The organism is Stenotrophomonas sp. SMYL8 (assembly GCF_036320065.1).
Classification (GTDB): Bacteria; Pseudomonadota; Gammaproteobacteria; order Xanthomonadales; family Xanthomonadaceae; genus Stenotrophomonas; species Stenotrophomonas maltophilia_A.
Window position 1 is genome coordinate 1 of sequence record NZ_JAWIRR010000023.1, and the last position, 14,682, is coordinate 14,682.

13 protein-coding genes are annotated in these 14,682 nt (G+C 67.0%); all 13 read right to left on the bottom strand.

The annotated features are described in order from the left end of the window. Window positions 1-136: 136 nt before the first annotated feature. The gene (locus V3B25_RS16275; RefSeq protein WP_012510388.1) at window positions 137-856 is read right to left on the bottom strand and encodes a GntR family transcriptional regulator; all 720 of its coding nucleotides are present in this window, start codon (window positions 854-856) and stop codon (window positions 137-139) included. 105 nt (window positions 857-961) lie between these two features. Then, complete coding sequence (locus V3B25_RS16280; protein WP_032127621.1) at window positions 962-2,329, bottom strand: SLC13 family permease; 1,368 nt, start codon at window positions 2,327-2,329, stop codon at window positions 962-964. A 104-nt stretch (window positions 2,330-2,433) separates the two neighbouring features. Beyond that, window positions 2,434-3,354, bottom strand: a complete 921-nt coding sequence (gene mdcH / locus V3B25_RS16285; protein ID WP_329810852.1) for a malonate decarboxylase subunit epsilon — start codon at window positions 3,352-3,354, stop codon at window positions 2,434-2,436. Next, the gene (gene mdcB / locus V3B25_RS16290) at window positions 3,351-4,208 is read right to left on the bottom strand and encodes a triphosphoribosyl-dephospho-CoA synthase MdcB (RefSeq protein ID WP_329810851.1); all 858 of its coding nucleotides are present in this window, start codon (window positions 4,206-4,208) and stop codon (window positions 3,351-3,353) included. The genes mdcH and mdcB overlap by 4 nt, the downstream gene beginning before the upstream one ends. After that, window positions 4,205-4,846, bottom strand: a complete 642-nt coding sequence (gene mdcG, locus V3B25_RS16295) for a malonate decarboxylase holo-[acyl-carrier-protein] synthase (RefSeq protein WP_329810850.1) — start codon at window positions 4,844-4,846, stop codon at window positions 4,205-4,207. Before mdcG ends, mdcB begins: the two co-directional genes overlap by 4 nt. Then, window positions 4,839-5,543 carry a biotin-independent malonate decarboxylase subunit gamma gene (gene mdcE / locus V3B25_RS16300; RefSeq protein WP_329810853.1) on the bottom strand — a complete coding sequence of 235 codons (705 nt, stop codon included), beginning with the start codon at window positions 5,541-5,543 and terminating at the stop codon, window positions 4,839-4,841. The genes mdcG and mdcE overlap by 8 nt, the downstream gene beginning before the upstream one ends. A 2-nt stretch (window positions 5,544-5,545) precedes the next feature. Beyond that, on the bottom strand, window positions 5,546-6,454 hold the full coding sequence (locus tag V3B25_RS16305; protein ID WP_329810849.1) for a biotin-independent malonate decarboxylase subunit beta: 909 nt from the start codon (window positions 6,452-6,454) through the stop codon (window positions 5,546-5,548). Further along, a complete protein-coding gene (mdcC, locus tag V3B25_RS16310; protein WP_049398883.1) occupies window positions 6,451-6,771 on the bottom strand; it encodes a malonate decarboxylase acyl carrier protein in 321 nt (106 codons plus the stop codon). The genes V3B25_RS16305 and mdcC overlap by 4 nt, the downstream gene beginning before the upstream one ends. Window positions 6,772-6,781: 10 nt before the next feature. Further along, on the bottom strand, window positions 6,782-8,425 hold the full coding sequence (mdcA, locus tag V3B25_RS16315; protein ID WP_100437532.1) for a malonate decarboxylase subunit alpha: 1,644 nt from the start codon (window positions 8,423-8,425) through the stop codon (window positions 6,782-6,784). 303 nt (window positions 8,426-8,728) lie between these two features. After that, on the bottom strand, window positions 8,729-10,936 hold the full coding sequence (locus V3B25_RS16320) for a TonB-dependent siderophore receptor (protein WP_329811004.1): 2,208 nt from the start codon (window positions 10,934-10,936) through the stop codon (window positions 8,729-8,731). A 268-nt stretch (window positions 10,937-11,204) separates the two neighbouring features. Continuing rightward, window positions 11,205-12,893: a malate dehydrogenase (quinone) gene (gene mqo / locus V3B25_RS16325; protein ID WP_329811005.1), complete on the bottom strand. Its 1,689-nt coding sequence runs from the start codon at window positions 12,891-12,893 to the stop codon at window positions 11,205-11,207. A gap of 228 nt (window positions 12,894-13,121) precedes the next feature. After that, window positions 13,122-13,568 carry a GNAT family N-acetyltransferase gene (locus V3B25_RS16330; RefSeq protein ID WP_049398889.1) on the bottom strand — a complete coding sequence of 149 codons (447 nt, stop codon included), beginning with the start codon at window positions 13,566-13,568 and terminating at the stop codon, window positions 13,122-13,124. 183 nt (window positions 13,569-13,751) lie between these two features. Then, on the bottom strand, window positions 13,752-14,657 hold the full coding sequence (locus V3B25_RS16335; RefSeq protein ID WP_329811006.1) for a LysR family transcriptional regulator ArgP: 906 nt from the start codon (window positions 14,655-14,657) through the stop codon (window positions 13,752-13,754). Window positions 14,658-14,682 lie beyond the last annotated feature (25 nt).

Sequence of the window (14,682 nt, forward strand, 5' to 3'; positions counted from 1 at the left end):
GTCGAGCCATGCTCGACTGCACTTCGCTCCAACGCCGCGGTGCCTGATCGAAAGGCAGTCGAGCATGGCTCGACTCTACAGAACAGCGGTTGGCTGCGGCCGGTAGTGCCGGCCGCTGGCCGGCAACCTCAACAGCTCAGCCGCCGCCTTCGGTCGGCAACGGCGCTGGCACATTCAACAGCCCGCCCGCCGCGACATAGGCGGCCAGTGCCTGGCCCTGGCTCAGCAGATGGCGTTCCATGGTGCGTTCGGCGGCCTGCGCGTCGCGGCGGCGGAAGCATTCCATCAGCTCGCGGTGTTCGGCCAACGACTGCGCGGTGCGGCCCGGCGTCAACAGCTGGCGGCCACGGTGCATCTTCAGGATGCGGTGCAGGTCGTGGGTGATGCGGATCAGCCACGGGTTGCCCGCGTAGTGCTGCACGGTTTCGTGGATCAGGTAGTTGTTGCGGTAGTACTCGGCGATGTTGCCCTCGGCCGCCGCTGCTTCCATCGCTGCATGCAGGTCTTCCAGCTGCTGCACGCCGGCGTCGTCGATGTGCTTCACCGCCTCATGCGCGCAGCGGCCTTCCAGCATCGCCATCACCGGGAACAGCTGGTTGAGGTCTTCCAGCGTCAGTCGCGTGACCCGGCTGCCACGACCCGCATCGATCTGCACCAGGCCTTCGGCGGCCAGCAGCTTCAGCGCCTCGCGCAGGGGCGTGCGGCTGATGCCCAGTTCTTCGCACAGCGCGGGCTCGTCGATCCATTCTCCCGGCGGCAGCCGGTAATCGTAGATGCGCTCGCGCACGTGTTCGGCCACCTCTTCGTACAGAGGCGCGCGCTTCTTCGGTGACCGCGGGGCAGGGGCAATGGCCATGGTGGAAGTGTACCGCCAGGTAGTGCCGGCCGCTGGCCGGCAACCCATGATTGCTGGATGGCTTCATGAGAGTGCCGGCCAGCGGCCGGCACTACCGTTGGGTGGTTACATCCAGCCTGGCACCACGAACACCAGCCAGGCCAGCAGCGGCCCTAGCGCCACCACCAGTCCGCTGTAGACCAGGAAGCGGCGGAACAGGGTCTCGCGCTCTTCCTTCGCTGCCGAGGCCACCACCAGTGCGCCATTGGTCGAGAACGGGCTGACATCGACAATGGTGGATGACACCGCCAGCGCGCAGATCACGCCGGCGGCGCTGAGGTGGCCCTGCATCAGGAACGGCACCGCCAATGGGATCGTCGCACCGAGTACCGCTGCCGACGAAGCGAATGCGGAAACGATGCCGCCGACGTAGCAGACCAGCAGCGCACCGAGCAGCGGGATGCCGATGTCGGAGACACCGTTGCCGATGAAGTCCACCGCGCCGGCATGTTCCAGCACGCCGATGTAGGTCACCACGCCGCAGATCAGCAGCACGGTGGACCAGCTGATGCCATCGACCGCACCCTTCTGGCTCTGCGGGGACAACAGCGCCAGCGCCACCGCCACGGTGATCGAGACCAGGCCGACGTTGAGGTTGTAGATCAGCGCGGCCACGCCCAGGCCGAGCAGGCCGATCAGGGTGAACAACCGCTCGCGGGTCAGGTTCACCGCATCCAGTGCCACCGGATCATTGCTGAGCGTGCCGCCGCCTGCCGCGACCAGCGCGCCATGACCTTCGATCGCGAACTGGCGCGACGACGCCTGCGGGCCACCGGCCATCGCCAGCTCGGCATTGCCGAGTGTTCCTGCTGCGGTGATCGAGCCACGGCGCAGCAGGGCGATGCCACCAAAGGCGAAGAAGCAGATCGTCGCCATCATGAAGTTGAAGCCCAGACTGGTCAGGAACACCGCCATCTCGGTCACTTCCAGCCCGGCTTTCTGCACCACGCCATTGGTGATGCTGCCGTACACGCTGATCGGCGAGAAGCCGCCCGCCTGCGCACCATGGATGACCAGCAGGCCCATCATCAGTGGATTGATGTTGTACTGCTTGGCAAAGCGCAGCGCGACCGGGCCGATGATCGCGACCGCCGCCGGGCCCAGTGCACCGAACGCAGTGAGGACCGCGGTGATCACGAACATCACCCACGGAATGGCCACGATATGGCCGCGCACGGCTTTCACTGCCCAGTGCACCAGCAGGTCGATGGTGCCGTTCTTCTGCGCGATGGCGAACAGATAGGTGATGCCGACCAGGGTCAGGAACAGATCGCCGGGGAAGCCGGCCAGCACCTCTTTGCCGCCCATGTCGACCCACAGCCCGCCGATGATGAAGGCCAGCGCGAAGGCGACGGCGCCCATGTTGATCGGCATCGCGGTGGCAACGATGAACATGATCACCAGACCGATGATCGTTGCGATTTGTGGACTCATGCGCCCTCCCAGACACGTGACTCACGTACAGCGCGGATGGAGACCCGCCATCCCGGGGTAAGGCGACGTACTGCGTGTTGCGTGATACGTACTGCTCGAACCCGTTACTGCAGCCGCTCCAGCGCACTGCGAACCCATGCCGCCGCGCCTTCAAGGCTGTGGAACTCTTCCACCGCGCGCACCTCGCAGCACGGATAGGCCGGCGCGACCATGCGTGCCAATGCGTTGCCCGGGCCCAGCTGCAGGAACACCCGCGCGCCACGCTCGAAGGCCTGGCGCATCACCTGCGCCCATTCGATGGTCTGCGCGAGCTGCGCCGACAGCGTGTGGACTGCCGTTGCGCGGTCCCGCACCGGTCGCGCATCGATGCCGGCCAGCAGCGGCAGGCGTGGGACCTGCAGTGGCGAGGCGTCGAGTGCGGCAGCGAACGGTGCGACCGCCGCTGTCAGCAACGGTGTGTGTGCAGGCACGTGCACCGGCAGTGGACGGATGTCCGCACCCTGCGGCCGCGCGGCATCGGCCAGCCGCTGCAATGAGGCGTGCGTGCCGCCCACGATGAAATGGTCCTGCCCGTTGGCGATGGCCACGTGCGCTCCGTGCAGATCGCACAGCGGCTGCAGTACATGGCGTTCCAGGCCAAGCACTGCCTGCAGGCCTGCATCGGCGGGGCTGGCACTGTCCATCAACAGCGCGCGCTGCGCAGCCAGGGCAAGGCAGGTGGCCGCATCGACGCCGCCGGCGATGGCATGTGCGGCCAGCTCGCCGATGCTGTAACCCGCGATCACCGTCGGCGTTGGCAATACCTCGCGCAGGCCCTGCCAATGCGCCAGGCTTGCTGCGCACAGCAGTGGTTGCGCCCGCACATTGTCGAAGCGGTCGTCGGCCGCCGCAGCGGCGAATACATCGCGGCCGAGCAGTTCGCTCGTGGCATCGAGCACCGGCCGCGCGGCAGCTAGATCGCGCACGCGATCGAACATCGCCGCGTGCTGCGCGCCTTGGCCGGGGCAGAGCAGGGCCAGGCTCATGCCTGCTCCTGCTGCAGCAGGAACACGCTGCAGGCCAACAGGTCTGCGCTGCCGCCCGGGCTCAGCCGGCGCATGACGAAGCCGTCACCGATGCGACGCAGATGTACCTGCCAGTCCGGCGCGAAGGTGCCACCGGCGTCCAGGAAGGTGCGTGCCTGCCGCTGGGCCCAGCGCAGGCCGTCGGCGCCGCCGCGGTGCAGCAGGTTGAGGTCATCCACGCACGCGATCAGCTGCATCAGGGTCTGGCACATCGCGGCCTCGCGTGGCAGGCCGCTGGTCAGTGCGTGGCGCAGGGCAGGCAGTGCCACTTCGCGCAGCAGCGGGTAGCCGGCGGCCGCTTGTTCGCGCACACCTTGCACGCCGTGCCGTGCACGCGCGCGCTGGCCAGGGCTGTTCGCATCCAGAGGCGCGTCGGCGAGCTCGGCCGTCCAACGGCGCACTTCCTGGCAGACCTGCTCGGCTGCGGCGACACGGCCCGCGCGGCCCCAGCAGGCAGCGGACGCGGCCACCAGCAGGCCAAGGCTGAAGATCGCACCGCGATGGGTGTTGATGCCCGCAGTGGCGTGCAGCATCGATATCTCGGCAGCGATGCCATGCCGGCGCAGCGTCTGGAACGGCGCCGCGCTGGCACCGGCGTCGGCCACGGCGATGAAATAGTGGCGCAACGCGAACAGGCTGCGCAGGAAGGTGCCGGCATCCATGTCGTGGTGGCTGCCGCGATCGAACGGTGTAACCAGTCCCGGTTTGGGGGCAAGGGCCAGTTCGGCGTGCAGGCTGGCGATGGCAAGGCGCCCCAGGCGCGCGCTGTCCACCGCCGGGGTGGACCGGGCGACGCGCTTCACGACAGCGTTCATGCGACAACTCCAGTGGCGTTGAACAAGGCCTCGCGCAGTTCCAGAGCGGCACCATCAATGCGTTTGACCAGTACTTCGCGGCTGCGACCGGCGTATTCGCGCCAGTTCACCGCGCCACCATCCACCAGGCACAGTTCGCCATCTACGCGATGCCCGTAGGCGCTTTCCCAGTGCTGCAGGCGTTCGACCAGCAGGTCGGCCTGGCGCGCGTCATCCACCTGCCACAGCAGGTCGATGTCCGAGCGCGGGTGCACATAGGGCAGTCCGCTGAGGTGCTGCCATGCGAAGGCGCCGAATACGCGGGCTGGTGCAAGCCGCAGCATTGCCTGCAACGCCGCCTGCCAATCCGCCGGAACGCCGCCGGCGAGAACGTGATCCAAGGGAGGGGGAGGCTGCAGCTGCTGGACGTCCTGCAGGGCCACGCGCAGCGCCAGCCGTTGCTTGCCTTCGCTTGGCGGTAGCGGTACCCCCAGGCGCAGCCGAGGGTCGGGGTCGTCCGCCGCACAGCGCGCCACCATGGCCGGTAGGCCCTGCGCGAACCACGCTGCCAGGCGTGGTTCCTGTGCAGTCACGTCAGCCCGCCAGTCGGCATCGGCCGACAGCCAGGCCAGCGTGTGGCGGGCGGGCCGCTCAGGCATCGCCGTGGGCCACCGCAGTCGAAACCCCTGCCGCCAGGGTACGACCGCCGCGATGTGCGCCGCGTGCGGCACGCAGGTCGCCTTCGGCGGGCGTGCGCAGCGCCTGCAGCAGGTGCTGGGCAAGATCGCCCTCCCACAGCGATTCCACCGCACCCATCGCCACGTAGTTCTCCACGCCCGGCGCGAACACCGGCGAGGTCTGGCTGAGTGCCTGCAGTTTCTCCAGCGGTTGCTTGGTCACCCGCGCCATCGCGCGCAGGTCCATCACCCGCACCTGTGCATCGGGCAGGGCGTGGATGTGGTCGGCCATCAGGCCGAACGACAGAAAGCCGCCGCTGACCGACTCGCCATAGACCAGGGTCACCAGCCGCGCACCGCGTCGGCGTGCCAGATCCAGCGTCTGCGCCAAGTGAGCGAAGTAGCCGTTGATGCCAAGCAGTTCGTCACGCCGCGCCAGGCGCTGGCCAGCGGTGTCCACCAGCATCACGATCGGTCGCTGTGGAAGCGCGGCGGTGCTGGCAAGCACGGTTTCGGCCAGTGCCAATGCGTGGTCCACGCCGACTTCGAGTTTGTCGGCGGTACCGATCACGGTCACCTCGCCATCCTCGGTGGTGGCGCTACCGGTCAGCACCGAATCGTTCACCGCAATGGCATGCCCATGCGGGAACAGGGCATCGAGCAGGGTCTGCAGCGGCATGCTCATGGCAGGCTCCGGTCGGCGGTGGCGATGAGGAACGCATCGGTGTCGAGCAGCGGCAGTCGCTCGGGGGTAGTGATACCCAGCCGCGCCCAGATCTCCAGGCCATCGCGGCAATCGCCCCAGGCCTGCACGCGCGCCTTCAGTGCCGCATGGCGTTCCTGCAGCGCGGCCAGTGCAGTATCTGGATCGGTGCTGCTGGTATCGGGCTGCAGCGCATTGCTGGCAGCCTGCGCGAACGCCTCGATGGCATCGGGCACCAGCACCTGTGCCTGGTCGATCAGGTAGCGGTGCTTGCCTCCCGTTACGCGCCAGACCAGCGCGCGATCGCGGGAATCGAACTCTTCCACACCACGCACGGTCTCGATTACTTCCGGCCCGGACAGTGACAGCCGGCCTTCCTCGGACATGACCAGCGTGCTGCAGCAGCGGGCGACGATGCCCATGCCACCGAATGCGCCGTTGCCGCTGCCGATCAGCGCCACCACCGGCACGCCTGCAGCGCGCGCATCCAGCGTGGCGCGCATGATCTCGGAAATGGCGATGAGCCCTGCATTGGCTTCGTGCAGGCGCACGCCACCGGTATCGAGCAGCAGCAGCACACCGTCAGGTCGGGTTTCCGCTGCACGGTGCAGCAGCCCGGTCAACTTGGCGCCGTGCACCTCGCCCACGCCGCCGCCCATGAATTCACCCTGCTGTGCGGCCAGCAGCACGCGTCGGCCGCGCAGTGTGGCTTCGCCGACAACGATGCCGTCGTCGAACGCCGCGGGCTGGTCGAGCTGTGCCAGGTGCGGGCTCATCATCCGCCGCGCTGGGCCGAGGAATTCACGGAACGAGCCGGCGTCGATCAGCCCGGCGATGCGCTCGCGTGCATCGGCTTCGTAGTAACTGTGGCGCTGCGTCCGGTTCATCGTGGATCTCCAGCAAGCAGCGTTTCCACCGCCTGGTCCAGGCGCAGGCTGACCACCGCCGGGGTTGCGCCGGCGTCGTTGATCGAGACGCGTACATCGCGCAGTGGATGGCGCTGTGCGAAATCACCGATCACCGCCTCCCAGACGCGGCCAAAGCCCTGCGCGGCGGTGATGATGCGCACCGTCATCGCGCCGTCCAGTGCGGCCGGTTCCAGCAGGATTTCCAGATTGCCCGAGGCCAGTACGCCGACCAGCACTGCATCGCGCGGAAACTGCACCGCCGTGTGTCCTTCGAATCGATAGTCGAGGGTTTCCATGCTCAGCCCCTTACCAGTTGCGGAAGCGCTTGGGCGGGTCGTACAGGCCGCCGGACCAGCGCACCAGGTCCTTCACCGAACGCGCCGCAAGCAGGTCACGGCTGGCATCGCGCACGGAGATGCCGAGGTCATCGGGACGGCGGATCACGCCGCGGTCGCGCAGGTTCTCCACCATCGCGCGGTCGCGCCCCATGCCCACGGCGGTATAGCCGGACACGCCGCGGATCGCTTGTTCGCGTTCCTCAGGAGTGCGGCACAGCAGCAGGTTGGCGATGCCTTCCTCGGTCAGCACATGGCTGACGTCGTCGCCATAGATCATCACCGGTGGCAGCGGCATGTCCGCGCGCTCGGCCAGCTCCCAGGCGTCCAGCCGATCGACGAAGGCCGGTGCCATGTGTTCGCGGAAGGTTTCCACCATCTGCACCACCAGCTTGCGGCCACGCGGCATCTCACCGGGGCGTGCGGCCTGCTGGCCGGCCTTGATCCAGGCCTCGCTGGCATGGCGGCGGCCACGTGCATCGGAGCCCATGTTCGGTGCGCCACCGAAGCCGGCGATGCGGTCGCGCGTGGCGGTGGAGCTGTTGCCCTGCAGGTCGATCTGCAGGGTGGAACCGATGAACATGTCACACGCATACAGGCCCGCGGTCTGCGAGAACGCGCGGTTGGAGCGCATCGAGCCATCGGCGCCGGTGAAGAACACATCGCTGCGTGCGGCGATGTACTTCTCCATGCCCAGTTCGGAACCGAACGAATGCACCGATTTGACGAAGCCCGATTCGATCGCCGGAATCAGTGCGGGGTGTGGATTGAGCGCCCAGTGCTGGCAGATCTTTCCCTTCAGCCCGAGCGATTCGGCGTAGGTCGGCAGCAGCAGCTCGATGGCCGCGGTGTCGAAGCCGATGCCATGGTTGAGGCGGTTCACGCCGTACTCGGCGTAGATGCCCTTGATCGCCATCATCGCCATCAGCACCTGGATCTCGGAGATCTGCGCCGGGTCGCGGGTGAACAGCGGCTCGATGTGGTTCGGCTTCGGGGCCTGCACTACGAAGTTGACCCAGTCAGCAGGGATGTCGACGCGGGGCAGGGTGTCGACGATCTCGTTGACCTGGGCGATGACGATGCCGCCACCGAACGCGGTGGCCTCGACGATGACCGGGGTGTCTTCGGTGTTCGGGCCGGTGTAGAGATTGCCGTGGCGATCGGCGGCCTGCGCGGCGACCAGCGCTACGCGGGGCGTGAGGTCGATGAAGTAGCGGCCGAACAGTTCCAGGTAGGTGTGGATGGCACCGATCTGGATGCGCCCTTCGGCCACCAGGTTGGCCAGCCGCACCGATTGCGGGCCGGAGAACGAGAAGTCCAGTTTCGAGGCGATGCCGCGTTCGAACACATCCAGGTGCGAGGGCAGCGACAGCACCGACTGCACCATGTGCAGGTCATGCACCCGCGCGGGATCGAGGTCAGCCAGGCACTGGGCGAGGAAGTCGGCCTGCTTCTGGTTGTTGCCTTCCAGGCAGACCTTGTCGCCCGGCTCCAGCAGTGCGTGCAGCAGCTCGCCCACGTCGGTGGCGGCGACCTCACGTCCCCGGGCCCACGGCGCGGCACGTTCCAGGCGGGCCTGGCGGCTGCGTTCCAACGTATCCCAGCTCGGGTTCATCGACCGGCTTCCGATTGGTGTCGATGTAATTACGGCATAATTACAGTCGAGCATGCAACCCGCACTGCAGCAAAAAGCAGGGCCCGCGCGAAGGCGGGCCCATTCAGATTGAAATGGAGGATGACCCGCATCGATCGGGGTAGTGCCGGGGGGGGGGCGGGGGCGCCGGGGGGGGGGCGAGCGTGGGGGCGGGGCGCGGCCCGCCGGGACGGGTGTTGTGGCTGGCGCGCCCGGTGCCCGGCCCCCCGAAATCTTTGACTCGGCGGGCGCCGCCCCGCGCCCGGCATTACCGTTTCTGGTGGCTCAGAACTTCCAGCGCAGGCTGGCCGACACGAAGCGCGGTTCGCCGTAGTTGTTGTAGTCCAGATTCGCCCAGTAGGTCTTGTCCAGTGCGTTGCGCACGCTCAGGGTTGCCGTCCAGTTGTCGCTGATGCGGTAGTTGGCGTTGAACTGCACCAGCATGTAGGCCGGCTGGTTCACCGTCACCGTGCCGCCCAGCGGGTAGGCGATGTTGTAGCCCTGCACCCTGCTCTGCCACTGCACGCCACCGCCAACGCTCAGGCGTTCCAGCGCACCGCGCAGCTGCAGCTGGGTGTTGAGCTGCAACAGATCCTCCGGCGGGTTGGCGTACAGCAGATCGGTGGCGGCGCGGGTGACCTTGACGTGGGTATAGCCGGCATTGACCGTCCAGCCCGGCAGGATCTCGCCATTGACGTCCATCTCCCAACCGCGCGCCTTGGTGCCGTTGACGCCGACGTAGGCGGAGGTGCCATCGCTCAGCGAACCCTCCGGCACGCCCATGTCACGCACCGCGTAGTTGTCCTGCTTGGCTTCGAACACGGCGGCATTGGCGGTCAGGCGGCCATCGAACCACTGCGTCTTGATGCCCGCTTCCAGGTTCGAGCCCTGTACTGGCGCCAGCAGGTTCTCGTTGCGGTCCTTGAAGTTCTGCGGGTTGAAGATCTCGGTGTAGCTGGCATACGCCGAGACGTTCGGCGTGATGTCGTAGACCAGGCCCACGTACGGGGTGACTTCATCACTCACCTTGTACGCACCGCTGGTGCCGGTGTAGGCGCCTGCGGCGTTGTAGGAGCGGCTGAGGGTTTCCCAGCGGCTCAGGCGTGCGCCGGCAATCAGCGACAGCGGATCGGCCAGGCGCAGGCGGGTGGCCAGGTAGATGCCACTCTGTGTGGTCTTGGCCACGCGGCGCGCGCCGGTACGGCGGTAGGTGACCTCGGAGATGTCGCCGTTCCAGCTGTACACGTTGGGAATGTAGTAGCAGCGTTCGCGTGCACCCGTGGCGCTGACACACGTTGCCCAGTCGGCCGGGAAGTTCAGTGCCAGGGTATTCGTCGTGCCTTCCAGGTCCGACCACTGGGCCCCCACAGTGAGGTCGTGCTCACGGCCGAACAGGTCGAAGCTTCCGGTCAGGTAAGCATCGACGTTGCGCCGGGTGTCCTTCGAATCACCGGCGGCCGCACGCAGGAAGATGCCCGAGCCGGTCACCGGGTCCGGCTCGCCAGTGCCGTACAGGCGCACATTCTGCACGTTGCCGCGGGTGTAGGCGGTGTTGATCTTCAGCAGCCAGTTGTCGCCGAAGCGCTGTTCCAGGTTGGCGAAGGCAGTGTTGCTCTCGCGCTTCCAGTAGCTCCACTTCGGCGACAGGTTGGTCGAGCGCGGCAGGTGCGCGAAATTGCCCTGGTTGTCGAAGAACGGCACGGTGCCCCAGGTCGAGCCGGTCGGATTGTTGTCCTGGCTCTGGTAACCGAGGGTGATCGTGGTGCTGTCGGTGACGTCGCCTTCCAGCACCGCCATGCCGGCCATCTTGTTCTCGTCGTAGCGGTCGTAATACAGGCCACGATCGGTATAGGCGGCGACCACGCGGCTGCGGAAACGGCCGTCATCGGTCAGCGGCGCGGTCACGTCCGCCTCCATGCGCCGATAGTCCCAGCTGCCGGCGCTGACCGCGAACGAGGCATCGAACTCCTTGCCCGGCCGCTTGCGCAGCAGATTCACCGTGGCCGACGGCACGCCGGCGCCGCTGAGCAGGCCGTTGGCACCGCGGATCACTTCGATGCGGTCGTAGAAGGCGGTGTCGTATTCCTGGTTGGTGGAACCGCTGTAGGTGGGAATGCCATCGACCTGGAAGTCGGTGATGGCGAAGCCGCGTGCGTAGTACAGCGGGCGCTGGGTGTCATAGAAGGACACGCTGACGCCGGTGACGTTGCGCATCACGTCGTTGATGCTGAACAGCGATTCGTCCTGCAGGCGCTTCAGGCTGATCGCAGTGGCCGACTGCGGGGTTTCCTGCAGTGTGATCGGCAGGCGGGTGGTGCTGGATGGCGGAGCGGACTGCTCGGCACGGACGCTGACCCGGTCCAGGGTCTTGGCATCGGATGCATCGGCGGCGGCCTCGGCGAACGCCGGAGACGCGACCAGCGCGAGCGAAGAGAGCAGGGCAGCCGGCAGCAGCGCACGGCGGGGCAGGCGGTTACGGAACGTCAGGGACATGGTGGGTTCGAAGCTCGGAGACGGGAAGGGGGCGGCAACAGTCGTCCAGCACCCGGGGCGGCGGCTTCGGGCACATCAGGTCCATCTGGGAGGGGCGCGGTCACTGCGCAGGACGCAAATGTAAATAATTCGTAACAACATTACAATTCGCGTCATTGTGCATAGGATTCCCGGCGCCGGGCATCGCTTTCTGCAGCAGGGAGCGGCCCAAACGCGAACGGCCACCCGAAGGTGGCCATCCGTGTCTGCTGCAGGGAATCTGCCAGGCTTACAGCGCCTGCAGTTCCTCGTTGGCGTTGCGCTTTTCCTTGGCCGGCGCCGGAACGGCTGCCGGCACCGGAGCCGCCGCATTGGCGTCCACCGGCACCTCCAGGTACGGCAGGCGCAGGGTCTGGCTGGTCAGCGTGCGGATCTCGTTGACCAGCGCGGCGTTGTCGTTGAGCTTGCGCCCGTACGACGGCACGATCTCGCGCAGGCGGGTTTCCCAGCCGGCCTTCATCTGGTCCGGGAAGGCCTTGGCCATCAGGTCCAGCATGATCGGCGGCGAGGTCGATGCACCCGGCGAGGCACCGAGCAGGGCGGCGATGGTGTGGTCCTTGTCGGTCACGATCTCGGTACCGAACTGCAGCACCGGGCCCTTCAGCGGATCACGCTTGATGATCTGCACGCGCTGGCCGGCGGTGACCAGCTTCCAGTCGCCCGGCTTGGCATTGGGGAAGTACTTGACCAGTTCGGCCTGGCGATCGGCATCGTTCAGGCGTGCCTGGGCCATCAGGTACTGCACCAGGTCCAGGTTGTCCTTGCCCACTTCCAGCATCGGGCCAACGTTGTTGTGGGTGACCGAGGAGTACAGGTCCCACCACGAGCCGTGCTTGAGGAACTTGGTGCTGTACAGCGCGAACGGCCCGAACAGGACCACCGGCTTGCCGTCCAGCTTGCGCGCATCCAGGTGCGGCACCGACATCGGCGGCGAACCGGTTTCGGCCATGCCGTAGGCCTTCACACCGTGGCGCGAGGTCACGTCCTGGCCCTGGAAGGCGAGGAACTGGCCACCGACCGGGAAGCCGGCGTAGTCCTTCGATTCCGGAATGCCGGACATCTGCAGCAGCTTCAGCGCGGCGCCACCGGCACCGATGAACACGAAGCGGGCGTGGGTGGTGGACTCGGTTCCGGCCTTGAGGTCCTTCACCGTCACGTTCCAGCTCTTGTCAGCGTTCTGCCGCAGTGCGCTCACTTCGTGGTTCAGGTGCAGGCTGAAGTTCGGGCTGCGCTGCAGGCCGGTGGTCAGCTGGCGGGTGATCACACCGAAGTTGACGTCGGTGCCCAGCGGCATCCAGGTCGCGGCGACCTTCTGCTTCGGGTCACGGCCTTCCATCAGCAGCGGTGCCCACTGCTTGATCTGTGCCGGATCCTCGGAGTACTGCATGCCGTAGAACAGCGGGTTCTTCACCAGGGCCTGCTGGCGCTTGTGCAGGTAGGCGATGTTGTCATCGCCCCAGACGAAGCTCATGTGCGGGGTCGGGTTGATGAAGTCGCTGGGCTGGCTCAGGCGGCCTTCCTTCACCTGGTGCGACCAGAACTGGCGCGAGACCTCGAACGATTCGGCGATGCCGACCGCGCGCTTGGTCTCGATGCTGCCGTCGGGCAGTTCGGGGGTGTAGTTCAGTTCGGCGAAGGCCGAGTGGCCCGTGCCGGCGTTGTTCCAGCCGTCGGAGCTTTCACCGGCGACGCCGTCGAGGCGTTCGTAGACCTGGATGTTCCAGTCCGGCTGCAGTTCCTGCAGGTAGGTGGCCAGGGTGATGCTCATGATGCCGGCGCCGACCAGCACAACGTCGACGGGCTTGTCGTTGCTGGCGGCGGGCACCGAGCGCTGGGTCAGCGGCCAGTACAGGAACAGCGCGGCGGCCAGCAACAGCAGCACGAGCAGGGCGAGCAGGGCCTTGCCAAATTTCTTCATGGGGGCGGGATCGTTGGCGGAGGGGAAGGGGTCAGGATGCGCGTGGGGCAGGGAAAGGGCGTGAAGAAACAACGCCTTGCGCCATCCATCCGCGATTCTAACCGGATCCGGTCCGTTTTTGATGCAACGCAGCATCCGACGTTTCGCGGCCCCGTCACGTGAGCGGCGGGCCCAAGCCTGGCGGTCGTAGCCCCAGTAGCGCCAGGCCATGCCTGGCGACGCCTTCAATCAGACCAGCTCCAGAATCTCGTCACCGGCCTCATCGATCTCCCCGGTCGGGCGCCAGCCCAGGCGCCGGTAGAAGCCATGCGAGCGCGAACGCGGGTCGGCCGAGCAGGCCAGGAACAACCGGGTATGGCCGGCATCGCGGGTCAGGCTCACCACCTCCTGCAGCAGCTGGCGGCCGATGCCACGGCCTTCGTAGTCCGGCAGCAGGGCCAGCACCAGCACCTCGCCGCTGTCGCGGTCGGCGAAGCAGTAACCGGCCATGCGTTCGCCTTCCCAGGCAACGCGGCCGATCGAATCGCCCTGGGCGATGCCGGCCGCCCAGCTTTCCGGCGTGATGCCCAGCTCCGCCAACTGCGCGGCACTGAAGGCGTTCTCGCGGGTGCGCCCGCGCAGGTCGATGCAGGCGGCGGCATCTTCGGGGCGCGCATCGCGGACGAATACAGGCATGCAGGGCATCCTTGCAGTGATCGGCCGACCAGTATCCGCATCACGCATGGACCCGGTGTGGAGACTTCGTGGAGATTGGATGGAGCAAAAAGGGGACGGAGGGGATTAAGTCGTCTTTGTCCAGAATGTCGTATGGGCCTTAAACGACTTAATCCCCTCCGTCCCCTTTTTTGCGGGGCTGCCTCAGCGCTTGCGCCGCACCAGCGCTGAGGAGGCATCCAGCACGGCGCGGGTCAGCAGGGCCATGGTCTGGACGTCACCCTTCCAGTGCTGCCAGTACAGCGGCACGTCTTCCCACGCGCGCTGGCGTACGTAGACCAGGCGGCCGGCGTCCAGGTGCCGTTTGACCAGCGGCAATGGGTTCATGGTCCAGCCCATGCCGCCCAGATTGGCCTGCACGAAGGCGCGGGTGGAGGGAATCCACCAGGTCGGCGCGGTGCTGGGCAGGTCGTCGCCCGCCATGCGCCGGGCGAAGCGCGACTGCATTTCGTCCTTGCGGTTGAACACCAGCACTGGGGCCTGCGCCAACGCCTGCGCGGTCACGCCCTTGGCAAAATGGCGTTCGCGGAATTCGTGGGTACAGGTGGCGGCGTAGCGGATGCTGCCCAGCGCGTGGATCTGGCAGCCCTGCACCGGCTCGTCCAGCGTGGTCACCGCACCCAGCACCGTGCCCTGGCGCAGCAGTTCGACGGTGTGGTCCTGGTCCTCCACGCGCAGGTCCAGGGTGGTGCCGGTGCTCTGTGCGAACTGCGAGGCGGCCTGCGGGAACCAGGTTTCCAGGCTGTCGTGGTTCACCGCCACCGGAATGCTGGCCTGCGGCAGGTCCTCGTCGGCCAGGCCCATCCGGTGCAGGGCATCGTGCTCGAGCAGGGCGGTCTGCTCGGCCAGCTGCACCAGCACCTGGCCCTCGGCGGTGGCGGTGGCCGGGGTGCCGCGCTTGACCAACAGGCGACCGACCCGATCCTCCAGTGCCTTGACCCGCTGCGAGATGGCCGAGGGTGTGACATTCAGCGACTGCGCGGCGCGGTCGAAGCTGCCTTCGCGGATCACTGCGGCGAGGGCGCGCAGTTGGGCATGGTCGATACGCATCGAATTAAGTTCCGCTAATGTTGGT

Bases quoted from the DNA above. Each gene is read 5' to 3' on its own strand.
- V3B25_RS16275 (WP_012510388.1), bottom strand. From the start codon at position 856: ATGGCCATTGCCCCTGCCCCGCGGTCACCGAAGAAGCGCGCGCCTCTG.
- V3B25_RS16280 (WP_032127621.1), bottom strand. From the start codon at position 2,329: ATGAGTCCACAAATCGCAACGATCATCGGTCTGGTGATCATGTTCATC.
- mdcH (WP_329810852.1), bottom strand. From the start codon at position 3,354: ATGAGCCTGGCCCTGCTCTGCCCCGGCCAAGGCGCGCAGCACGCGGCG.
- mdcB (WP_329810851.1), bottom strand. From the start codon at position 4,208: ATGAACGCTGTCGTGAAGCGCGTCGCCCGGTCCACCCCGGCGGTGGAC.
- mdcG (WP_329810850.1), bottom strand. From the start codon at position 4,846: ATGCCTGAGCGGCCCGCCCGCCACACGCTGGCCTGGCTGTCGGCCGAT.
- mdcE (WP_329810853.1), bottom strand. From the start codon at position 5,543: ATGCCGCTGCAGACCCTGCTCGATGCCCTGTTCCCGCATGGGCATGCC.
- V3B25_RS16305 (WP_329810849.1), bottom strand. From the start codon at position 6,454: ATGAACCGGACGCAGCGCCACAGTTACTACGAAGCCGATGCACGCGAG.
- mdcC (WP_049398883.1), bottom strand. From the start codon at position 6,771: ATGGAAACCCTCGACTATCGATTCGAAGGACACACGGCGGTGCAGTTT.
- mdcA (WP_100437532.1), bottom strand. From the start codon at position 8,425: ATGAACCCGAGCTGGGATACGTTGGAACGCAGCCGCCAGGCCCGCCTG.
- V3B25_RS16320 (WP_329811004.1), bottom strand. From the start codon at position 10,936: ATGTCCCTGACGTTCCGTAACCGCCTGCCCCGCCGTGCGCTGCTGCCG.
- mqo (WP_329811005.1), bottom strand. From the start codon at position 12,893: ATGAAGAAATTTGGCAAGGCCCTGCTCGCCCTGCTCGTGCTGCTGTTG.
- V3B25_RS16330 (WP_049398889.1), bottom strand. From the start codon at position 13,568: ATGCCTGTATTCGTCCGCGATGCGCGCCCCGAAGATGCCGCCGCCTGC.
- V3B25_RS16335 (WP_329811006.1), bottom strand. From the start codon at position 14,657: ATGCGTATCGACCATGCCCAACTGCGCGCCCTCGCCGCAGTGATCCGC.